Raw genomic sequence first — 21,314 nt, 5'->3', positions numbered from 1 at the left:
TTTCTATCGGGGGAAAGGCACGGGTCGGCAGGGCCGCCTATCCGTCCGGAAGCGGCGCCGTGCTGTTGAGGGCATCGGCGGCCCGGACCAGGGCGAGGTGGGAAAACGCCTGCGGGAAGTTCCCCGCCATGGTGGCGTTGACCGGGTCGTACTCCTCGCTGAGCAAGCCCAATTCGTTGCAGTATCCCACCAACTGGTCCATGAGCTTGTACGCTTCCGTGTCCCGTCCGGTCGCGGCGTATTGTTCCACCAGCCAGAAGCTGCAGGCCAGGAAGGGGTTCTCACCCGGTTCCAGACCGTCCACGCCGCTTCCGGTGGCGTACCGCAGCAGCAGCCCGGAGCCGGTCAGCAGGTCCTTCTCGAGCCGTGCCACGGTGCCCAGCATGCGCTCGTCGTCGTAGGGGAGGAAGCCGACCTGCGGCAGCTGCAGGAGGGCCGCGTCCACCTCGGTGCTGCCGTAATACTGGGTGAAGGAATTCAGGTTCCGGTCAAACCCGCGGCCCAGGACCTCCTCGCGCAGCCCGTCCCGCAGTCCCTCCCACAGTTCCACCGGGCCCTCCAGTCCGTGCTTGCGCACCGCTGCAGCAGCACGGTCAAAGGCAGCCCACATCATCACCCGTGAATGGGTGAAGTGCTGGGGCTCCCCGCGCATTTCCCAGATCCCGTGGTCCTTCTCCTCCAGGTGGCGCTCCAGAAAGGTCATCAACGAGCGCTGCAGCGGCCAGGAGAAATGGTCCTCGGGCACGCCGCGGTCCCGCAGCTTGGCCAGGGCCACCATCACTTCACCGACGACGTCGGCCTGATACTGGAAGACCGCACCGTTTCCCGCCCGTACCGGCACCGAACCCGCATAGCCGGTGAACTGCGGCAGGAGGCGTTCAGGTAGATCCCGGGCGCCATCCACGGCGTACATGATCTGCAGGTCGTCCGGGTCCCCTGCGACGGCCCGCAGCAGCCAGTTCCGCCACTGCAGCGCTTCCTCCTCATAGCCGTGCCCGAGCATGGCTTCCAGCGTCAGGGCCGCATCCCGCAGCCAGCAGTAGCGGTAGTCCCAGTTACGGGCGCCGCCGGCAACTTCCGGCAGCGAGGTGGTGGGGGCCGCGACAATGCCGCCGGTCGATTCATGCGTCAGGGCACGGAGTACCAGCAGCGAGCGCAGCACGGAATCGACGTATCGTGGGGCTGGCCGGCATTTTGCGGCCCAGCCCTGCCAATAAGCAGTGGTGGAGGTTAGGGCCCCGTCCACGTCCGTCAGCGCCGGCACCTCCAGCTGGGAGGGATACCACGTCAGCTCCAGGTCGAAGCGCTCCCCGGCGGCCACGTGAAACCGCCCGGCATGGCGGTGATCCACGGCCCGGGGCAGGTTGTCGCCGCGCAACACGAGCGCGTTGGGGCCGGCTATGGCCAGCAGCCGCTCCCCGTGCGGATCCGGATCACGCCGCATCCAGGGCAGGACGGTGCCGTAGTTGAAGCGGATCTCCAGTTCCTGGCGCATCAGGACGGTGCCGCTGATGCCCTCCACCCGGCGCACGATCGACGCCCTCCGGTCCCCCACCGGCATGAATTCGGTGACCAGGACACTTCCGGTGTCAGTGCTCCACTGCGTTTGCAGGATGAACGTTGCCCCCAGGTAGCTGCGCCGCGTGACGACGGCGTTTCCGGCCGGCGCCAGCAGCCAGCGTCCGTGATCCTCGCTTCCGAGCAGGGCGCCGAAGACCGACGGAGAGTCGAAGCGGGGCAGGCACAGCCAGTCAATGCTCCCCCGCCGGGAGATCAGGGCACCGGTGTGCAGGTCAGAGACCAGCGCATAATCCTCGATGGGAGCAGCCATGAATTCACTGAACCACACTGTGCGCACCCCTCCTAGACTCCGGCAGTCCTCCCGTATTCGGGGCCGACATGGCACCGAGGCTCCGGGGCTGATTAGATGACGTGGACGGTTCCTGCCATCTGCACCCCAATGGGCCGACGCAAACGAACCTGCACAAGCACGAGGAGCGGCATTGATTTCATCTTCGACACCTTCATTCCGGCCATGCCTGGCAGCAGTTGTGGAGGTACCCGCATGAGCCTGCCGGTACTGGATGACGCCCAGCGCGCAGCCGGCCTGAAGCGGATGAAGATGCTGGCCACCGGCCTGCTGGTGGTCCTTGCCGTCATCTTCGTTTTCTCCTTCGCGCTGCAGGACCGGTATCCGTGGCTGCAGTATGTGCGGGCCGCCGCCGAGGGCGGCATGGTGGGCGCCTTGGCGGACTGGTTTGCCGTGACGGCGCTGTTCAAGCACCCGATGGGGGTGAAAATCCCGCACACGGCGATCATTCCGCGCAAGAAGGACCAGATCGGCGCGTCACTGGGCCAGTTCGTGGAGAGCAACTTCCTCTCCGAAGAGGTCATCGTCCAGAAGCTTGGCTCCATGGGGCTGGCCCAGAAGGCCGGCGCCTGGCTGGAGCGCCCGGAGAGTGCCGCACGGGTGGCAGCTGAGGGATCCGCTGCAATCCGCGGAATCCTGCGCGTACTTGACGACGACGCCGTCAAAACCGTCCTGGAGTCCATGTTCCGCAAGCATGTTGTGGACCCGCCGTGGGGTCCGCCGGTTGGCCGGGTCGCTGAGCGCGTTTTTGAGGAGGGACACCACCACCAGCTGGTCAACCTTGTGGTGGACAGCATCAGCGACTGGGTGGCAGCCAACCCCAGCGTCATTTCCGAGCTGGTGGCCCAGCGCTCACCGACCTGGGTTCCGTCCTTCGTGGATGACCTGGTGGGAGACCGCGTGCAGGTGGAAGTGGGACGGTTCCTGCAGGCCGTGCAGCAGGATCCAAACCACGAGCTGCGCCGCGCGCTCGATAACTACCTCAAGGGCCTCGCCCGCGACCTGCAGGACGATCCGGCTGTGATGGCCAAAGCGGACAACATCAAGGAGCAGGTCCTCGACGACCCCCGGGTGCAGCAACTGGTCACGCAAACCTGGGCCACCATCAAGAACGCCCTGACCACCGCCGTCGACGATCCCGACAGCGAGCTCACCCGCAACTTCAAGGCAGCCGTCCAGGACTTTGGGCACCGGCTGGCCACGGACCCGGATCTCGCCGCGAAGGTGAACACCTGGATTGCCGACGCGGCCGGGTATCTGGTCAAGACCTACAGCAGCGATATAGCCGGGGTTATCACCGAGACGGTGGAGCATTGGGATGCCCGTGAGACGTCGGAGAAAATCGAACTGCAGGTCGGCAAGGACCTGCAGTTCATCCGGATTAACGGCACCGTGGTGGGGTCCCTGGCCGGGCTCGTGATCTTCACGATCGCCCACGCCGTGTTCGGCTAGGGCCCACCCGGGCGCTGCCCGGGCCCGGCCCGGGCCCGTCTCGCCGGGCTAGGACTTGTGGTCCGGCAGCTGCCGCAGGTCCTCTGCCAACTCGCCGGGGATTGTCTGCGGTGCGGGGCCAAAGGCCTTGCGGGCCGTCTTGATGACTCCCTTGCCCATGGCATGGTTGCCGGCGCCACCGATCACGGCACCAATGCCCAGCGGCAGCGCACGTCCGAGCATGGCTGTACCCTGCCGGGCGACAACCCGCTTGGTGAACTGCCGGCGGATGCCCGAGCCGACACTGCCCATCAGCCCCGAGGACATTCCGCCAAGCGATTTGGCCCAGGGTTTGGCGCCCCGTCCGGCGACTGCCTGCATCATGGCCGTGCCCTCTTCGCCGAGCATGATGGCCATGACCATGGTGCGGGAGCGCTCCGGATCCTGCAGCTGGATACCGTGCAGCTCGGCCACGGACTGGGCAAACAGGGCTGTTGCTTCGAGGAAGCCCACGGTGGCCGCTGCGGAGAGCCCGAGGGCTGCCATGGTGCCGATTGCCGGTACGACGGCGGTGGCACCGACTGCGGCGCCGCCGCCGGTGACAGTGGCCAGATAGTGCTTCTCCACGATGGACACCAGTTCGGCAGGGGTCGCGTCGGGATGTTTGCGCTGCAGCCTGCGGATGTTGGCGAGCACCAGGGGCCGCTGGACCTCCACGGCACGTTCCATTGCCTTCAGGAGGGACGCCTTGGGAGTGCCGTCCTTTTCGAAGACGGCTCCTCCGGCAACCTTGAAGGCACGGTTGGATGCAAAACCCACGGCAACGCTCCTTACGACTTCTCAGGAACCGGCGTCCGGCACCGGCCCGGTTATTCCAGCCTACGGGAAGGCTGGTACAGCAAAAGCGGGGCCGGCGGATAATCCGCCGGCCCCGCTTTTGTACTACTCCATGCAATCCGCGCCGGAGCGCGGAGCCCGGGAACTACGCGCGGCTGCTCTTGCGAGTAACGAAGCCGTAGATCGCGAGAACGATGAGGGAGCCCAGGATCGCGAAGATCCAGGTGGCGATCGAGGTCAGCGAGAAGATGTCGGTGCCCTTGTTGAAGATTGCGCCGCCAATCCAGCTACCCAGCAGGGCGCCGATGACACCGAGAACCAGTGTGGCGATCCAGCCGCCACCCTGGCGACCCGGAAGGATTGCCTTAGCGATAGCACCGGCGATAAGACCCAAAATAAGGAAAGCAATGAAACCCATGATGATTACTCCTTGCTGTTTGAACGAGTGATGATTTCGTCGTTTTACTGAGCGACCTGTGGGCCGCGCTTTCCTCCACTCTACTTCATAAGCATGCTTAGGTAGTAGTCGAAACGGATTTTTCGTCTGCCGCCGGGGATGTTAGCCCTCTTTGTAACTCCCCGAACGGCGCGATCCGGGCACTACATAACGCTTCAAAAAGAGCATCACGTCACGCACCTCCTGGGAGCCTATGGAGTGGCCCATACCGGGATAAGTACGTGCCGTCAGGGCCGTATTCTCTTCAAGCCATTTCCGGGTGGCCGCTATCGCATCCTCATGGATAACCCAGTCGTTGCGGTCCCGTCCCCAAAAGAACGGAACCGGCTTGGAAAGCGGTTCCGCCATGGCCAGCAATTCGTTTTCGGCGATAAACCCGGAGAGGCCGACGACGGCGTCAAACCCTGCGGGCCGCAGCCGGACAAGCGTTACAGCCATGGCCATTCCCTGCGAAAAACCCAGCAGGGAGACCCCGGTATAGCCTCCCCCGGCCCGGGCCTGGTCCACCCACGCCAGCAGGCCGGATGCGGCCTGCAGCACCTCAGCCGTGTCCGAATCCAGGTAGGGGTCCAGCAGGAACCATCCGAAAGCATCCCCCACAGGGAAGGCGCCGCGCACTGCGGCACCGGTGACCCCCGCCGGCAGGAACGGAAAGAGCCGGGTCATCGCGTGTTCATCGGACCCATAGCCGTGGAGCATCACCAGAAGGTGGGTGCCCCGGCGGTCCGCCTCCGGGGCGGAAAACTCAACTTTCAGCATCCGCCCACCCTAGTGGCTGCAGCGTCTTTCCCACTGGGAAGGGCCCGGGAAAGACGGGCCATTGCAATCGCCGATCAAGCAAAATACAGTCAATTTCACGCGGAAATTTGGCTTCAACCACACTTTCCCCCACGCTGCAGCACCGGTGGCCCATTCATCAGCTGAATGGCTTCCCGGGCTCAAGCACTCTCCAGGAGTCCGAACATGGTGGTTCCATGATTGTCACCCTCACGGTCAACCCAAGCCTGGACCGGACCGTTGAGCTTCCCGGGACCCTGGTGCGCGGAGCCGTCCAGCGCGCGGCCTCAGTCAGTGAAGAACCCGGGGGTAAGGGTGTCAATGTGTGCCGCGCCCTGACCGCTTCGGGTATCCACGCAGTCGCCGTCCTGCCGGGGCATGATGATGATCCGGTCATGGCAGGGCTTCGTGCAAGTGGCGTGAGTTACGCCAACCTGCCGATAACTGCCACCCTTCGCTCCAACATCACCCTTACGGAGCCAGACGGGACCACCACCAAGATCAACGCGCCCGGTCCTGCCCTGGCCGCTTCCGAACAGGACGGCCTCATCCGCCTGCTCGTCGAGACCTGCGCGGCCGGCGAGGACGGTTCTCCCGCCTCCTGGCTGGTGCTGGCAGGCTCACTTCCACCGGGTGCGTCCCCTGACATGTACGCCCTGGTGGCGCACGCGGTCCGCCGGCATTTGGGCTCCCTTGCCCCCCGCATTGCCATCGATTCCTCCGGCGCACCCCTGAACGGGGCGCTGCTGCACAATGCTGCCCCCGATCTGCTCAAGCCCAATGCCGCGGAGCTGGCCGAGGTGACCGGCATCGGAACCGAGGATGAACTTGAAGCCGACCCGGTTCTCGCCGTCGCTGCTGCCCGGTCACTGATTGCCCGGGGCGTCGGCGCAGTACTGGCCACCCTGGGCGCCAAGGGCGCCCTGTTGGTCACCGCGGACGGGTCCTGGCAGGCCACCCGCCCCCCGGTGACCCCGCGCTCCACGGTCGGAGCCGGGGATTCCGCGCTTGCAGGGTATCTGCTGGCCGAGGTAGCCGGAGCCCCGCCCAGTGATTGCCTGCGCCAGGCCGTCGCCCACGGGGCAGCCGCTGCATCCTTGCCCGGCACCGCCCTGCCGACCCTCGGGCAGACCGATCCCGGCGCCGTGACCGTGTCGGCGATAGCCGGTACGGCCTCCGTTCCAGGCACTCCATCCACACCGGCTGCATCCACTCAGGAGGAGGACTAATGTCTGATCTCATTACGCCCGAGCTGGTCACACTTGACCAGGATCTGGGGACTGACCGCTCCGAGGTGATCCGCCATCTGGTCCAGAATGTCGTTTCCAATGGCCGGGCTACCGGGTTCGACGAGCTGTACGCGGATGCGATGGCCCGCGAAGCCAAAACCGCCACCGGTGTTCCCGGCGGCATTGCGATTCCCCACTGCCGTTCAACCGCGGTCACCAAGGCCTCACTGGCCATGGCCCGGATCCGGCCTCCTGTGGACTGGGGTGCCAAGGACGGACCGGCGGACATTGTCTTTTTCATAGCCGCACCCGAGGGCGCGGATCAGGAACATCTGCAACTGCTGGCCAAACTGGCCCGGTCCCTGATCAAGAAGAACTTCACCGGCGCGCTGCGGACCGCCGCGTCCCCGCAGGAGGTCGTTGAACTCGTCGACGGTGCCCTGGGGCTCGGCCCGGTTCCGGAATCGCAGTCGCAGGCACAGGCGGGAACGGGCTCCGGCACCGCCGGGACTACCGGCCAGGCGCCTGCGGGTGCGGGCGGCGCTGCAGCGGCTGGCGCTGCAGCAGGCGCGGGCGGCGCTGCTGCCGGCGCTGCGGCGGCAGGCTCAACCGACAGCCCTGCCGGCGCACATTCCGCCGGTGCCCGGAGTTCCGGCGTGGCAGCCGAGCAGGCCAGCGGCAACGGGAGCGGAACAGCGGATGGAAAGGCCAGCCGCCTGGTGGCGGTAACGGCCTGCCCCACCGGTATTGCCCACACCTACATGGCAGCCGATTCCCTCGCTGCTGCCGCCGCTGAACGCGGCATTGACCTGCAGGTGGAAACACAGGGATCGGCCGGTGCCACACCGCTGGATCCCTCGGTCATCAAGAACGCCGACGCCGTCATCTTCGCCACCGACGTCGACGTGCGCGACAAGGGCCGGTTTGCCGGCCTGCCGGTGGTCAGCGGCCCGGTCAAGCGGGGTATCGACGAGCCCGGGGTCATGATCGACGAAGCCATCGCGGCGGCCGGGAACCCCAATGCGCGCAGGGTCGCCGGCGGGAGCGGGGGCGGCGGCGAGGAACGCGACCCCCAGAGCAGCGGCGGCGGCGAGGGCTTCGGCGGCCAGGTCAAGCGGGCCCTGCTCACCGGCGTGAGCTACATGATCCCCTTCGTGGCCGGCGGCGGCCTGCTTATTGCCCTGGGCTTCCTGCTCGGCGGGTACGAGCTTTCATTGTCCGACGACGACGGGAACCTGACCGGAGATATCATCCTGGACGGCAACACCCTCTTCTCTCCGGGACCGGAGGGCCTGCTGGGCTATCTGGGGGCCGTCTTCTGGAAGATCGGCAACCTGTCCATGGGCTTCCTCGTTCCGGCACTGGCCGGTTACATCGCCTATGCCCTGGCCGACCGCCCGGGTATCGCCCCGGGATTTACTGCCGGCGCCGTCGCGCTCTTCATGGACGCCGGATTTATCGGCGGGCTGATCGGCGGCCTGCTGGCCGGTTTTGTCGCCAGATGGGTGGGCAGCTGGGGAGTGCCCACGTGGATGCGGGGGTTGATGCCAGTGGTCATCATTCCCCTCGTGACCTCGCTGATAGCTTCCGGGTTGATGATCCTGGTCCTGGGCGGACCCATCGCGTCGCTGACCCTGGCCCTTAACGACTGGCTCACGGGCCTGTCCGGAGCCACCGCCATTGCCCTGGGGGTTGTCCTCGGGCTGATGATGGGCTCTGACCTCGGCGGACCCATCAACAAGGTCGCCTACGCCTTTGCCGTGGCGGGCCTGAGCGAGGGAAGCTTCGAAAACCAGGCACCCTGGCAGATCATGGCGGCGGTGATGGCAGCGGGCATGGTGCCGCCGCTGGCCATGGCCCTGGCCACAGTCCTGGATAAGCAGCAGTTCAGCATGGCGCTGCGGGAAAACGGCAAGGCAGCGTGGCTGCTCGGTGCGGCCTTCATCTCCGAAGGCGCCATTCCGTTCGCCGCGGCCGATCCCTTCCGGGTCATCCCGTCCTCGATGATCGGTGGCGCTGTCGCCGGCGCTATCTGCATGGGCACCGGAGTTACGTCCCAGGCGCCGCACGGCGGGATCTTCGTGTTCTTCGCCATCGGCAACGTGCTGATGTTCATTGTTGCCATCCTTGCCGGCATGCTGGCCGGCGGGTTGATCTATGTGGCCCTGAAACGGCTTACCGCACCCAAAAACGTCGAGGAGCCGGTCGTTGCCTAACCCACCCACCCACAGAAAGGCACACTGATGCGGACCATCAAGGGAATCGGAGTCAGCGCCGGGCGGGTCCTTGGTCCTTCGCTGCGGATGCCGCCGGCGGTGCCCGAGCCCGACGCCGGAGCGAGGTTCGGCGCGGACAGTTCCGTGGACGAAGAGAAGGCACGCCTGAAGGATGCCGCCGAGGAAGTCCGGGCGGACCTGCGGCATCGTGCCGAAACGGCCTCCGGTGATGCCAAGGCGGTGTTGGACGCGACGGCAATGATGGCCACTGACCCGATGCTGCTCAAAGCAGCCGGCAAGCACATCAACGCCGGCATGTCAGCAGACCGGGCGGTGTGGGAGGCCGGAATGGAAGTTGCCGCCATGCTCCAGAGCCTGGGCGGCTACATGGCCGAGCGCACCCAGGACGTCCTGGATGTCCGCGCCCGGATCGTGGCCCAACTGGACGGGCTCCCCGCCCCCGGGATCCCTGCTTCCGATGTTCCGTTCATCCTGGCCGCCGAAGAACTGGCTCCAGCGGACACCGCCACCCTCGATCCTGCGAAGGTGATCGGCCTGGTCACCAGCGGCGGCGGCCCGCAGTCCCACACCGCGATCCTGGCCCGCTCCCTGGGCCTGCCCGCCGTGGTGGGCGCGGCCGACGCCGACTCGATAGCCGACGGCGCCGAGCTGTACCTGGACGGCGCTTCCGGCACCATCGTCGTCGATCCGGGCGTTACCGAGCGGGAAGCGGCCAAGAAGTACGCCACCCGGGCCTCGCTGCCGGCCTTCAGCGGAACCGGCACGACGGCGGACGGTCACCGGGTGCCGCTGCTGGCTAATGTCGGCTCCGGGAAAGATGCCCGGGCCGCTGCGGTGGCCGGCGCCGAAGGCATTGGCCTGCTGCGCACTGAATTCTGCTTCCTGGGCCGGGACACCGAGCCCAGCGTCGAGGAGCAGGTGCAGGCCTACGGTGCCGTCTTTGAGGCCTTTCCCGGCCGGAAGGTGGTGGTCCGGACCCTGGACGCCGGTGCGGACAAGCCGCTGCCATTCCTCACCGACACCTCCGAACCCAACCCCGCCCTGGGGGTGCGCGGTTTCCGTACCGACCGCACCTCCCCCGGCGTGCTGGGCCGCCAGCTGGAAGCGATAGCCGCCGCGGCAGGCTCCCACGAGGCAGATGTCTGGGTCATGGCGCCGATGATTTCCACTGCCGAGGAGGCCGCCGACTTCGCAGTGCAGTGCACGGGAGCGGGTCTGGCCATCCCGGGCGTCATGATCGAGGTGCCCGCAGCCGCCGTCATGGCCGAAGCCATCCTGTCCAAGGTCCGTTTCGCCTCCCTGGGCACCAACGACCTCACCCAATACACCATGGCGGCAGACCGGCAGCTGGGCTCCCTGGCAACCCTGAACGACCCCTGGCAGCCCGCCGTCCTGCAGTTGATCCGCCGGACCGTCGAGGGCGCACGGGCCGCGGAAGCATCCGCCCCAGACTCGGCGACCCCCGGCTCGAAGAATGTGGGTGTCTGCGGCGAGTCGGCAGCTGACCCGGCCCTCGCCGTCGTACTCGCCGGCCTGGGCGTTAACACCCTGTCCATGACGCCCCGGGCGCTGGCGAGCGTGGGAGCTGTCCTGGCGTCAGTCACAATCGCCGAAGCGCGTGACCTTGCCGCCCTGGCGCTGGCCGCCAATACGGCGGCAGAGGCGCGGACCAGCGTGCGCGCCCGCCTGGGCATCCTGGAAGACCTGGGACTGTGAACCCACTTCAAGCCTGAGCATCAACCGGAAGGAAACAACCCATGCCAGAACGGAAAGCCACAATTGCGAGCCGGGTAGGCCTGCACGCGCGCCCTGCCTCGATCTTCGCGGAGGCGGCAGCGGCACAACCCGTTGACGTGACCATTGCCATGGAAGGGGAGCCCGCCGAAGAGGCCATGGATGCGGACAGCATGCTCTCACTCATGAGCCTGGGCGCCTCGAACGGCGACGTCGTGGTGCTGCGGGCCGACGGCGACGGCGCCGATGAAGCCTTGGACGCGCTGGTCAAAATCCTGGAAACCGACCTCGACGCCCAATAGCCCCGCCACCAAAAGCAGAGCGGGAGCCCCCGCCGTTCGCAGTGAGGCTCCCGCTCTGTCTGTCCACCGGTTTATGAAACCGAAGCGGATACAACGAAGCCAGCGGAGGAAATCCGCTGGCTTCGGTCGTAACCTCACGCTGACCCCCCACAGGCAGCGGATGTTACATAATCATTATTCTGGCACAGGATGATGAAATTGTGAATGACCGATACCAATTCTTTACCTGGACCCGTAGGCCCTCGCCAGCAAACCTGGTTGCGGATGCCTCTTGGCGATCCGCTGGGAGTTCCACAAAAGGGCCAAGCCGAGCGCCACCACGATGACGGCGGCATAGTTCAGCAGAATGTCCCAGAGACCCCGTTCCAGCCCCCATACGGTCAGACTCAGCAGGGTATGGACAACTACTGAGGCCATCCCCAGGGCGATCAGCCCGGCACTAAGCCGAATATCGCCCCGCCGCTGCGAATCCATTGAGAAGGCGGTCAGCGAAGGAACCAGACACCCGGCAATATAAGCCGTATACAGCCTGCCCGCGTCGCTGTAAGCCAGCACCGTGGTTTGGCCTCGATACGCCTCAAGCCCGGTCGAGGACTCCGGCAGGTCGCTGAGGAAAAAGAGCACAGCCACCAGCACCGAAGATCCAGTCAGGACAGCCAATCCCACGGGACCTCGAATGAGCCGCTGGGCACCTTGGGCATTAAACGCGGCGCCCGTCTTTGCGCCAAGCAGCAGGAAGACGGCAAACAGCGAGTACCGAAGGAGTAGATTCGCAACGTTCACCCCACCCAGGAGCGAATCCACCGAAAGGTAAAAGAATGGGATGCTCAGCGCCATCGCGAATGACATCAGAATCAGGGCAGCACATATCCCCCGGTTCTCGCCACGGATTGCACCCGGCAATCGCAGCAGCCCAAACAACGCGGTAATCCCAAAAGCCGCCCACTGTAACGTCATCCCAATTGCTCCAAGAGTGCCGAGTTGTTTATTTCTTCGGTTTCGACCTTCTTCAGGACCTTGCCCAGGGCCTCCAACCGGTCCCGGGCGAGGAGCACCAGGTCGGCGTCGGAAAGCTCTGCAAGCGCCCGCTCGCGACCGCGGGGCGGCCAGCCGCATTCATCAGGGGTGAGCAGGCCTGTGGCCACCAGCCCGCTGGTCAGTGACACCCCGGCAATCCGTGCTGCCTCGACGGCCAACTGGCTGGCCAGGCGCCCGGCTGACAGCTGCGCGGAGAGATTCTGTGGCGCCACTCCGGTCCTGGCACTGAGTTGCTGGCGCAGGTCACCCGGATCGACGGCTTCGAACCAGCCACGCACGGAATACCGATGCGGAAAGGCGCACAGCTCGGGCAGGGCCTCAGGGGAGGGTGCGGGCTGCTTGCTCCGCGCGACTACGAGCTCCAGGATGCAGACGTAGGTCACCTGGCTGATCAGTTCGGAATTCGTCGGCGGACGGGAGCCGGCACGGAGGTCCTGGTATTCCTCAAAGTAGGACAGGGTCTCTACCGGGTCCTGGTCACAGGCCCGGGCGACCTTCACGACAGTGCTGACGGAGACCCTGCCCCGCACCAGCTGCTGGGCGAGGGTGGAACGTTTGATGCCTGCCAGCCGACACAGGTCGGCGGTGGTTTCCATTGGGGCCGCCATGGCGCGCCAGCCCTGAAAAGCCTTGGCTGACACTGCCACCCGCGCCACCCCCTGATTGGATTTCTCCCGACCAGTGCCACTATACTATTTTTACTGGCTCCCCCTTCTGCGTTCCCCCCATATGCAGAGCGGGGAGCCAGCTTCAATTAACACAGGCTGTGACATCGGCCCGGCTACCGGGTCTCCTGCGGCCAGGACACGTGGTGGCTGAGCTCCCGGTGTTTCCCGAGGTACGCAGCGGCGTAGGAGCAATAAGGCTTGATCCGCCGCCCCGAAGCGATAATCTCCTCTGCTGCAAACCTCATCAGCATCGACGAATATCCCTGGTGCCGGTATTCCTCACGGACCACGGTGTGGGTCAGCGCTATTCCGTCGGGCTCGTCCACATACTCTGCGGTGCCCGCCAATTCACCTCCCACGCGCAGCTCGAAGCGGTTATGGTCGCGGTTCCGGGAGAGGTCAACGTCGTCCCTGCTGTGCTCGGTCATGCCGCTGAGCCTGTCAGTGATCCCCGGATTCGTCCAGAGCCGCCCTTGCCTACGCCGCGCGCCCGTCCCCGGCGGAATCCTCCGCAGTTTGCCATGCCTCCTCCAGCCGCGTCACTGCGAGTGCATATGCGTCCAGTCCGGTGTCTGTTCCGACGCCGGCAGCCCCCTGAGCGCCGTCATCAGGGCGAAGCGAGGCCGCCTCCCTCATCGCCCGCATTAAGCCCTTCGTTTCAGGCTTGTCCAGGTCCGCAAGCCCGGGTTTTTCCACTGCTTTCCAGGCGTCCAACTCATACGAGCTCCAGCTGAGCAGGACGGCGTCGTGCCGGCGCTGAAGCTCATGGACCCGGCCGCTGACCTCTTTCCGGTGCCTGGCCAGCTGGCGGCGCCGCTGGCGGCGGACCACCCACAAAGATGCCCCGGCGGACCCGGCAACAGCCGCCAGCCCGACCCAGGGTGCAGCCCAAGTGCTCTCGGCAGCCGCCCACGCAACTGCCAGCAGGAGAGTCAGCAGCCCGGTGAGTCCAACCCAAAACAGCGTCTCGCTGTCGCGCCGCGCCAAGGCAGCATCCACTCCCACAGCCGTCAGGGCCAGGGCTGCTGCCATCAGGATCAGCGCCGGAACCAACAGGCCTGGCCCCGCATCCACGTACGGCAAGGGGTCCCCCTCCCTGGCATTTCATCCCTGGGCATTTCGCATTAACTTCTCCTATCTCACGTCGAAAGCCGGCAAAGGTCAATGACCGCTGCGCTGGGGGGCCACGTCCCCCTGCTGGCTCCGCAGGGAAATTACCAAGTATGCTTATGTCCGGTTTTACCGTCCAGCACTAGAGCCTGGCGCACCCCGTACCGGAGCACAAAGGATTAAGAATGAAGATCCCCGCACCCCGCGGACCCCTCAGCACCACTCTCTTCGACCTGCTGTCCGCGGCGGAGCCGCCTGCTGCGGCCGCCCTGTCGGAGTTGACCACGGCAGCCCGGGACGCAGCTTCCGCCACTGAGGACATTCTTCGTGATGAGGACATCCAGCTGACCCTCTTCTGCCTCTACGAACTCCACTACAGCGGGTTGGACGGGGTATCGGATGACCTGGAATGGAATCCGGGCCTCGTAGGCCTGCGGCTGGAACTGGAGGCATCCTTTGAGGCTGCCCTTCGCCGTACCGTCCCCGTCCCGGAGCTGACCGGGTCCGGCAGCGAGGCGGTTGCCGAGGAACTGTTCCGGATGGCAGCCGCCGACGACGGACCCAGCATTTCCCGCTTTGTCGCCTCCAAGGCGACAGCCGACCAGTTGAAGGAATTCCTGATCCTGCGCTCGGTTTACCAGCTTAAGGAAGCCGACCCGCACAGCTGGGCCATCCCCCGCCTGCCGGTCGGCCGGGCGAAGGCCGCCCTGATTGAGATCCAGGCCGACGAATACGGCGGCGGACGCCCGGAGCGCATGCACTCGCACCTCTTCGCCGTGACGATGCGGGGCCTGGAGCTGGAAACCGAGTACGGCTGGTACCTGGATTTTGTGCCCGCGCTGACACTGGCCTCCTCCAACGCCATGTCCCTGTTCGGGCTGAACCGTCGGCTGCGCGGTGCCATCGCCGGACATCTGGCTGCGTTCGAGATGACCTCCTCCATCCCCAACTCTTTCTACGCCCGCGGCTTCCGTCGGCTGGGCTTCGGTGAGGATGTCACTTACTACTTCGACGAGCATGTGGAAGCCGACGCCGTGCACGAACAGATAGCGGCCAGGGACCTGGCGGGCGGCCTCGCAGAGTCGGATCCGGCCCTGCTGGCCGATGTGATGTTCGGTGCCGCCACCGTGCTGACCTTGGATGCACTGATGGGCCGGGACCAGCTCCAGGCCTGGCAGGAGGGCCGCTCCGCGTTGCGGGCTGTGGACTCCGACTCTTCCGGAGCCGCAGCAGCCGACGCCCTGGCCGGAGCGGCAATGGCCGCCGGGGTCACCCCGTGACGCCGGAGGGCAACGGCAGGGACCAGGACTGCGCCTGCTGCCCGGCATCGGAGGTCCCCGCGGAATCCGGTACCGGGCGCCCTGCCGCCTCGGTAGTTGCCTGCCCCAACGGGCCGCTGCTGGTGCGGGGGGACTTTGAGATCGTGACTCCCGACGGCGTTCCGATCCCCCGGGACCGGGGAACTGTCGCGTTGTGCCGCTGCGGCGGGTCGGCGATCAAGCCGTACTGCGACGGGACCCACAAACTGATGAAGTTCGACACAACGCGCCGTCGTCCGGCCCCTGCCGCCGTCGTCAACGAAATTCCGGGCAGCACCGAAGACTAAGCGCCCCGGCCGACTCGGCTCGCTCCGCCGACAGTCGGGGTCATGACGAATAGAACGCGCCAAAGCGGCATCTTCCCAACAGTGGCCGCCACCAAAAGGCACCGTCCGAGCCGAAATCGGGCAAAAGAAAACACCCCGGTCCGAAGACCGGGGCGTTTTTCATTCCGCGACGTGTCCACAGACAGCGCCCCGGATCACAGGGTGGGCCCTGTGGGGCTCGAACCCACGACCCACGGATTAAAAGTCCGATGCTCTACCAACTGAGCTAAAGGCCCCACTGCCGCATCCGGCCGGCGTTTGCGCCTCGGATTCCCGTTTCGGATTCCAGAGCCATACAGCCGCCGACGAATCGACTTCTCCACTTTATCGCACCAGGGACGTATGTCACGAAAGGCGGGGCGCCGTCCGGAAAATCGCCTTTCGGCGCAGCGTGCCGGCACCCGCCCACCCGGACCGGCGCCGTCCTCGACGCCCGTTCCGGGCGCGGAGTATTCTCAAATTATGAGTGAGTCCAATTCAATGCCGCCACGGCATCACAAGCCCAAGTTGTACGCTCCGCTGGACTTCGCCAACTTCCCCGGAGGCGCGGATCCGGCCCGAGTATCCGAAGCTGCCCACCTGGCAGCGCAGGCCCTGGTCCACCACGGCAGGGAAAGCACTGATCCGGAGATCACCCGCCGGCTCGTCGAACTTGCCGACCGACAGGGCCTGGAATCAATTGCCGAGCTCTGGGCAGAGAGCCCCGCCCGCTCCCTGCCCGGCGCACTGTGGCGCCTGTACGCGCTGCGGGCGGCAACCCAGCAGAACCCCGAACGTGTCGCCGCGTACTACGCTGCCGGCAAGGATGTGGCGCAGGTATCGAAGGTGGTCGCCGGCGCCGCGGAGCCGCTTGGCGCCGATGAGATGAAAGTCATGGCGGACACCATCCTCTCCGGGGCGTTCGAAGGGGAGTTTGACGTCGCACTGGAGCGTTTCGCCGCTTTCTGCCGAATTGTGGCCCTCGGCCAGGCCCACCACGCCGACGACGCAGAGTCCGGGAGCGCCGACAAAGCGACACAGCTCACACGAAATGCCCGGCAACTGGTGAAAACCGCCGAGGATCTGGAGCATTCGGCTGCTGCATGGCGCCGTGGAGAGCTCGATTAACCGCCTGTTGGCGCTCGTGTTGACATCGTCGCCCAAGAGTAGAAAACTGAAATCGGTGTCGGACTGCGGAACCCCCGGGCTTCAACTTAGAGCCGCTTCGAGCGGCCTTCCGCCGAGAGGCGCTCCCGGTCCGGCACCGCTTTTGTCTCCTCTGCCACAGCCGATAATCTAGGGCTGTGACCTACTTCGCGCAGGGCCAGCACACGCACCGGCATTTCCGGACGATTCATTCCCGGACCAACAGCTACTCTCGAGCAGCCCTGTGAGGCTCCGGCTCTTTCCGCAGGAAAATGCCGGGCTGGAACTTCTTTCCCGGATGGGAAGCCAGTTGGTGCGGGGTGTCGGGACACTCTCGGAGGTCCTCGGCGCCGAACCCGATGACTACAACCGCCTTGCCGAGCAAATGCACCAGCTGGAAGCCGAAACCACCGACCTGCATTTTGCCCTGATGACGCAGATGCGGACCAGCTTCATCAACCCGCTGCCGCGCGAGGACCTGTACCACCTGTCCCTGATCCTCATGTCCGCCATGGAGGCGCTGGACGCCGCTGCGGAGGTCCTCGCACTTTACCGGCTGGGCGGAATCTCGGGGCGGGCTGCCGAGCAGCTGGAAGTCATCGGACGGCAGGCGGAGCTCACGGTGGGTGCCATGCGCCGCCTCGCTTCACTGGAAGAACTTGAGGACTACTGGATTGAGATGCTGCGCCTGGCCAAGCGGTCCGAGCGCACGTACCGGATCTGGGTCTCGGAACTGCTGCGGGACCATAAGCCACTGACCTACGCCAGGCACCGCGATCTGGCAGACCAGCTGCTGGAAGCCACCACGCAGCTGCGCCGCTGCGCCACCGCGGTAGGCGGCATCCTGGTCCGGGAATCCTAGGTGGAAGCGTTCCTGCTGGGCTTCGTTGTCCTCTGCGCCGGCGGCTACGCCTTCATCAACGGCTTCCATGACGTCTCCAATTCCGTTGCGACCTCTGTCCGCACCCACGCGCTGACGCCAACCATCGCCGTCGTGCTCGCGTCCGTCTTCAACCTCACCGGGGCCTTGGTCAGCACCTCGCTGGCCCTGGTGCTCGCTGACCGGTTTGTCGAACTGCCCCAGGGAACGCCCGGGCTGGGGATCCTGATTGCCGGGCTGCTGGCGGCCTGCGGCTGGGGACTGTGGACCTGGTGGCGGCGCATGCCCTCATCGTCCACACATGCCCTGGTGGGCGGGATCATCGGCTCCGGGGCAGCTTCGACACTGGTGGGCGGACCCAATATCGCAGAGTCCTACCAGGTGCTGGCACAGCAGATCATCCTTCCACTGCTGCTCTCCCCCATCGTCGCCTTCGGGCTGGCCTACCTGCTCGTGTTTCCCACCACCTGGCTGATGCGGTACAGCTCGCCGCGGCGCGGGGATGCCGGGAACCGGATTGCGCAGGCAGTGTTCACATCAGCCTTCTCGCTGGGCCACGGCATACAGGACGGGCAGCGGACCATGGCGGTGATTGTCCTGGCCCTGGTGGCAGGGGGCTACTCCGTCGAGGGCGGAATTCCGGTCTGGGTCCAGGTCTTCGCCGGTGTGGCGCTGGCCGTAGGCTCCCTGTTCGGCGGCTGGCGCATCAGCCACACGCTGGGCAGCCGCCTGGTGCGGGTGGATCCGCTGCGGGGCATGAGTGCGACGGCGGTCAGCTCCTCCATGCTGTTCATGGGCGCCCTCTGGCTCCAGATTCCGCTCTCCAGCACCCAGACCATGACTTCTGCCATTGTGGGCGCAGGGGCCAACCAGCGCTTTTCCACGGTGCGCTTCATCCCGCTGCGCGAAATCCTGGTCACCTGGCTGACCACCGCCCCGGCCACGGCGGTGCTCGGCGGGATCCTGTTCCTGGCCCTCAGTCCCCTGCTCTGACCCCTAAGGCGGCCAAGGCCCCCTCGGGCTCCTGCCGGGTTACCCGAAGCGCCCGGAAACGTAGTCCTCAGTGGCCTTCTGCGCCGGGTTGCTGAAGATCACCGGGGTGTCGGCGTATTCGATCAGCTTGCCGGGCTGGCCGGTGCCGGCGATGTTGAAAAACGCCGTCTTGTCCGAGACCCGGGCGGCCTGCTGCATGTTGTGGGTAACGATCACCACCGTGTAATCGCTCTTGAGCTCCTCGATGAGATCCTCGATCGCAAGCGTGGAGATGGGGTCCAGGGCCGAGCACGGCTCGTCCATCAGGATCACCTCGGGGGACACGGCGATGGCGCGGGCAATGCACAGACGCTGCTGCTGGCCGCCGGAAAGCCCCGAGCCGGGCTTGTCCAGGCGGTCGCGGACTTCCTTCCACAGGTTGGCCCCGGTCAGGGACCGTTCCACCAGGTCATCTGCGTCGGACTTGGAGATGCGCTTGTTGTTCAGCTTCACGCCGGCCAGCACATTGTCGCGGATGGACATGGTGGGGAACGGGTTGGGCCGCTGGAACACCATGCCGATGTGGCTGCGGACGGTTACCGGGTCAACGCCCGGGCCGTAGAGGTTCTCACCGTCCAGCAGCACCTCGCCCTCCACGCGCGCGCCGGGCAGCACTTCATGCATCCGGTTCAGCGTCCGCAGGAAGGTGGACTTGCCGCAGCCCGACGGGCCGATGAACGCCGTCACGGACCGGGCCTCGATCGCGATGCTGACGTTCTCTACGGCCAGGAAGTCGCCGTAGTAGACGTTGAGGTCCTTGACGTCGATTCGCTTGGACATGTGTTTCCTTCTGTTGGAGATTTCGGGTCCGGGCAGGGCATCCGGCGGAGCGTCCCCTGCCCGCGGGCGGGTGGTGCCTCAGCGCCCGGTCTTGGGGGCAAAGAGGCGGGCGATAAGGCGCGCCCCGAGGTTCAGGAGCATCACCATGATGATCAGCAGCAGCGCCGCAGCCCAGGCCCGCTGGGTACTCGGATCGGTGTTGGTGGGCGAGGTGGGGCTCATCAGCTGCCGGTAGATAAACGTGGGCAGTGTGCTCATCCAGCCCGCGAAGACGTTCATGTTGATGGTGTTCACAAAGCCTGCGGTCACCAGCAGCGGGGCGGTTTCGCCAATGACGCGGGCAATGGCAAGGGTGACGCCGGACGCAATGCCGGAGATCGCCGTCGGCACCACCACCTTGAGGATGGTGCGCCACTTGCGCACGCCCAGCGCGTAGGCGGCCTCGCGCAGCTCGTTGGGCACGATTTTGAGCATTTCCTCGGTGGAGCGCACCACCACGGGAATCATCAGGACCGAGAGTGCGACGGCGGCCACAAAGCCGGTGCGCACGCCGGGCCCGAAGACCAGGCCGAAGAAGGCGGCGGCAAACAGGCCGGCCACGATGGACGGAATACCGGTCATCACGTCAACAAAAAACGTGATGGCCCGCGACAGCGGCCCGCCGTGGCTGTACTCGACCAGGTAAACGGCCGTCAGCAGCCCGATCGGCACCGAAATGATGGTGGCCCACAGCGTGATCAGGAGAGTGCCGACAACGCCGTGGTAGACGCCGCCCAGGACCGGGCCTCCGGTCTCCACGCTGGTGTTGTCCACGGCACCGGTCATGCCGCCCATGGATGTGAAGAGGAAGTCCGGGCTCAGGCCGGCCAGGCCCCGGGACAGCACGGTGAAGATCACCGAGACCAGCGGAACCATCGCCAGCAGGAACGCGCCGCAGACCAGGTAGGTCGCGAAGCGGTCCACCGCGCGGCGGCGGCCCTCCACGACGCCGGTCAGGGCCGTGGCCCCCAGCACGAAGATCGCCGCGGTGAAAAGCGTGAAGCTGGTAATGCCGAAGCCGATCAGCGCCGACAGTGCTGCGCCCAGGATGAGGGCCGCACCGAGGACTGCCCAGATCGCATACCGCGGCAACCGGTTCTTGGTCAGCATGGCCGGGCGCCGGCTGAGCGTGGGTGTATCAATCATCAGTTGGCTCCCGAGAATTCTTTATGGCGGCCGATGATCCAGCGCGCAATGATGTTCACGGCCAGGGTGATCAGGAACAGCACCAGGCCGGCGGCGATCAGCTCGGACAGCCGCAGGCCGTATGCCTCGGGGAAGTTCAGGGCAATCTCCGCGGCAATGGTCTGGTTTCCCGGACGGATCAGGCTGGCGATCAGTCCGCCGGAGGAGAGCACCAGGGCTACGGCCATGGTCTCGCCCAGCGCCCGGCCCAGGCCCAGCATGACGGCGCTGACGACGCCGGGACGGGCGAAGGGGAACACCGCCATCCGGATCATTTCCCACCGGGTGGCGCCCATGGCCAGGGCCGCTTCCTCGTGCAGTTTCGGGGTCTGCAGGAAAATCTCGCGGGTCAGCGAGGTAATGATCGGCAGCACCATCACGGACAGCACGATCCCGGCGGTGAGCATGGTCTTTCCGGTCTGGCTGGCCGGACCGGCGAAGATTGGAATCCAGCCGGCGTTCTCCGCCAGCCAGGTGTACGGGCCCACCAGGGCCGGTGCCAGGACCGTCATGCCCCAGGCCCCGTAGACCACCGACGGGATGGCCGCGAGCAGGTCCACGAGGTAGCCCAGGGGCTGGGCGATCCTGCGGGGCGCGTAGTGCGAGATGAACAGTGCGACGCCGATCCCCACCGGGGTGGCGATGAGCAGGGCGATGGCCGCGGCAATGACCGTGCCGATGACCAGCGGCCAGATGTAGGTGAGGAACCCTTCGCCGCCGCTGATGTCCGAGCCGTCGGCCATGAACGTCGGCAGGGCCTGCCAGAGCAGGAACACTGCCACGGAAAACAGGACAAGCAGGATCAGGCAACCGGCAAGGAGGGTAATGCCGGAAAACACCTTGTCTCCGGCACGGCCGGCACCGCCGGTGCCGGTTATGGACTTGCTGGACAAAGCACAACCCTTCGGTTCTTCACTTGGCAACTACTTAAACACTCT

Annotated in this window: 21 protein-coding genes and 1 tRNA gene; 10 read left to right on the top strand and 12 right to left on the bottom strand. The window is 65.9% G+C overall.

What is annotated here, in order from left to right; all coding sequences use genetic code 11:
• Positions 1 to 37: 37 nt before the first annotated feature.
• Positions 38 to 1,849 carry a glycoside hydrolase family 15 protein gene (locus tag KKR91_RS00665; protein WP_273544958.1) on the bottom strand — a complete coding sequence of 604 codons (1,812 nt, stop codon included), beginning with the start codon at positions 1,847 to 1,849 and terminating at the stop codon, positions 38 to 40.
• Positions 1,850 to 2,065: 216 nt separating this feature from the next.
• Between KKR91_RS00665 and KKR91_RS00660 the strand changes: the two genes are divergently transcribed.
• A complete protein-coding gene (locus tag KKR91_RS00660) occupies positions 2,066 to 3,322 on the top strand; it encodes a DUF445 domain-containing protein (RefSeq protein ID WP_237686132.1) in 1,257 nt (418 codons plus the stop codon).
• A gap of 48 nt (positions 3,323 to 3,370) precedes the next feature.
• On the opposite strand, the gene KKR91_RS00655 is transcribed toward KKR91_RS00660, so the two are convergent.
• The 3 genes from KKR91_RS00655 to KKR91_RS00645 form a co-directional block, all read right to left on the bottom strand.
• On the bottom strand, positions 3,371 to 4,120 hold the full coding sequence (locus tag KKR91_RS00655; RefSeq protein WP_210226961.1) for a hypothetical protein: 750 nt from the start codon (positions 4,118 to 4,120) through the stop codon (positions 3,371 to 3,373).
• Between the two features lie 163 nt (positions 4,121 to 4,283).
• Complete coding sequence (locus KKR91_RS00650; RefSeq protein ID WP_210226963.1) at positions 4,284 to 4,556, bottom strand: GlsB/YeaQ/YmgE family stress response membrane protein; 273 nt, start codon at positions 4,554 to 4,556, stop codon at positions 4,284 to 4,286.
• Between the two features lie 141 nt (positions 4,557 to 4,697).
• Positions 4,698 to 5,354 (bottom strand): alpha/beta hydrolase, encoded by a 657-nt coding sequence (locus KKR91_RS00645; RefSeq protein WP_210226965.1) that lies wholly within the window; start codon positions 5,352 to 5,354, stop codon positions 4,698 to 4,700.
• A 215-nt stretch (positions 5,355 to 5,569) separates the two neighbouring features.
• Between KKR91_RS00645 and KKR91_RS00640 the strand changes: the two genes are divergently transcribed.
• From KKR91_RS00640 to KKR91_RS00625, 4 genes are read left to right on the top strand one after another with little or no spacing between them, the layout of a single operon-like run.
• Entirely contained in the window at positions 5,570 to 6,601 is a 1,032-nt protein-coding gene (locus KKR91_RS00640; RefSeq protein WP_210226966.1) for a 1-phosphofructokinase family hexose kinase, read from the top strand.
• Positions 6,601 to 8,817, top strand: coding sequence for a PTS fructose transporter subunit IIABC (locus KKR91_RS00635; RefSeq protein ID WP_210226967.1), 2,217 nt, complete (start codon positions 6,601 to 6,603; stop codon positions 8,815 to 8,817). Before KKR91_RS00640 ends, KKR91_RS00635 begins: the two co-directional genes overlap by 1 nt.
• A gap of 27 nt (positions 8,818 to 8,844) precedes the next feature.
• Positions 8,845 to 10,554 carry a phosphoenolpyruvate--protein phosphotransferase gene (ptsP, locus tag KKR91_RS00630; RefSeq protein WP_210226968.1) on the top strand — a complete coding sequence of 570 codons (1,710 nt, stop codon included), beginning with the start codon at positions 8,845 to 8,847 and terminating at the stop codon, positions 10,552 to 10,554.
• Positions 10,555 to 10,595: 41 nt separating this feature from the next.
• Positions 10,596 to 10,874 carry an HPr family phosphocarrier protein gene (locus tag KKR91_RS00625; protein ID WP_210226969.1) on the top strand — a complete coding sequence of 93 codons (279 nt, stop codon included), beginning with the start codon at positions 10,596 to 10,598 and terminating at the stop codon, positions 10,872 to 10,874.
• Between the two features lie 222 nt (positions 10,875 to 11,096).
• On the opposite strand, the gene KKR91_RS00620 is transcribed toward KKR91_RS00625, so the two are convergent.
• The 4 genes from KKR91_RS00620 to KKR91_RS00605 all read right to left on the bottom strand — a co-directional run bounded on the left by KKR91_RS00620 (position 11,097) and on the right by KKR91_RS00605 (position 13,663).
• Positions 11,097 to 11,831 carry a hypothetical protein gene (locus KKR91_RS00620; RefSeq protein WP_210226971.1) on the bottom strand — a complete coding sequence of 245 codons (735 nt, stop codon included), beginning with the start codon at positions 11,829 to 11,831 and terminating at the stop codon, positions 11,097 to 11,099.
• The gene (locus KKR91_RS00615; RefSeq protein ID WP_237688216.1) at positions 11,828 to 12,508 is read right to left on the bottom strand and encodes a hypothetical protein; all 681 of its coding nucleotides are present in this window, start codon (positions 12,506 to 12,508) and stop codon (positions 11,828 to 11,830) included. Before KKR91_RS00615 ends, KKR91_RS00620 begins: the two co-directional genes overlap by 4 nt.
• A 185-nt stretch (positions 12,509 to 12,693) precedes the next feature.
• Entirely contained in the window at positions 12,694 to 13,008 is a 315-nt protein-coding gene (locus KKR91_RS00610) for a GNAT family N-acetyltransferase (protein ID WP_210226973.1), read from the bottom strand.
• Positions 13,009 to 13,057: 49 nt separating this feature from the next.
• Positions 13,058 to 13,663, bottom strand: a complete 606-nt coding sequence (locus tag KKR91_RS00605) for a hypothetical protein (protein WP_210226975.1) — start codon at positions 13,661 to 13,663, stop codon at positions 13,058 to 13,060.
• A 212-nt stretch (positions 13,664 to 13,875) separates the two neighbouring features.
• Here KKR91_RS00605 and KKR91_RS00600 point away from each other — a divergent pair, with 212 nt between their 5' ends.
• The gene (locus KKR91_RS00600) at positions 13,876 to 14,970 is read left to right on the top strand and encodes an iron-containing redox enzyme family protein (RefSeq protein WP_210226977.1); all 1,095 of its coding nucleotides are present in this window, start codon (positions 13,876 to 13,878) and stop codon (positions 14,968 to 14,970) included.
• Positions 14,967 to 15,296, top strand: a complete 330-nt coding sequence (locus tag KKR91_RS17170) for a CDGSH iron-sulfur domain-containing protein (RefSeq protein ID WP_210226979.1) — start codon at positions 14,967 to 14,969, stop codon at positions 15,294 to 15,296. Before KKR91_RS00600 ends, KKR91_RS17170 begins: the two co-directional genes overlap by 4 nt.
• 202 nt (positions 15,297 to 15,498) lie before the next feature.
• On the opposite strand, the gene KKR91_RS00590 is transcribed toward KKR91_RS17170, so the two are convergent.
• Positions 15,499 to 15,571: transfer RNA gene (locus KKR91_RS00590), tRNA-Lys, on the bottom strand.
• A 226-nt stretch (positions 15,572 to 15,797) separates the two neighbouring features.
• On the opposite strand from KKR91_RS00590, the gene KKR91_RS00585 reads away from it, so the two are divergent.
• The 3 genes from KKR91_RS00585 to KKR91_RS00575 all read left to right on the top strand — a co-directional run bounded on the left by KKR91_RS00585 (position 15,798) and on the right by KKR91_RS00575 (position 18,333).
• Complete coding sequence (locus tag KKR91_RS00585) at positions 15,798 to 16,442, top strand: hypothetical protein (protein ID WP_210226981.1); 645 nt, start codon at positions 15,798 to 15,800, stop codon at positions 16,440 to 16,442.
• A gap of 262 nt (positions 16,443 to 16,704) precedes the next feature.
• A complete protein-coding gene (locus tag KKR91_RS00580; RefSeq protein WP_210226982.1) occupies positions 16,705 to 17,322 on the top strand; it encodes a DUF47 domain-containing protein in 618 nt (205 codons plus the stop codon).
• On the top strand, positions 17,323 to 18,333 hold the full coding sequence (locus KKR91_RS00575) for an inorganic phosphate transporter (protein WP_210226983.1): 1,011 nt from the start codon (positions 17,323 to 17,325) through the stop codon (positions 18,331 to 18,333). It begins immediately after the preceding gene.
• Between the two features lie 39 nt (positions 18,334 to 18,372).
• Here KKR91_RS00575 and pstB read toward each other — a convergent pair whose 3' ends face one another.
• The 3 genes from pstB to pstC form a co-directional block, all read right to left on the bottom strand.
• Positions 18,373 to 19,152, bottom strand: a complete 780-nt coding sequence (gene pstB, locus KKR91_RS00570; protein ID WP_210226984.1) for a phosphate ABC transporter ATP-binding protein PstB — start codon at positions 19,150 to 19,152, stop codon at positions 18,373 to 18,375.
• Between the two features lie 78 nt (positions 19,153 to 19,230).
• A complete protein-coding gene (gene pstA, locus KKR91_RS00565; protein WP_210226986.1) occupies positions 19,231 to 20,337 on the bottom strand; it encodes a phosphate ABC transporter permease PstA in 1,107 nt (368 codons plus the stop codon).
• Entirely contained in the window at positions 20,337 to 21,269 is a 933-nt protein-coding gene (pstC, locus tag KKR91_RS00560; RefSeq protein WP_210226988.1) for a phosphate ABC transporter permease subunit PstC, read from the bottom strand. Before pstC ends, pstA begins: the two co-directional genes overlap by 1 nt.
• Positions 21,270 to 21,314: the final 45 nt, after the last annotated feature.

It is taken from the genome of Arthrobacter jiangjiafuii, assembly GCF_018622995.1.
In the GTDB taxonomy this organism is placed as follows: domain Bacteria; phylum Actinomycetota; class Actinomycetes; order Actinomycetales; family Micrococcaceae; genus Arthrobacter_B; species Arthrobacter_B jiangjiafuii.
The sequence above is the reverse complement of the archived record's forward strand: the minus strand, read 5'-3'. Positions and strand labels throughout refer to the sequence as shown.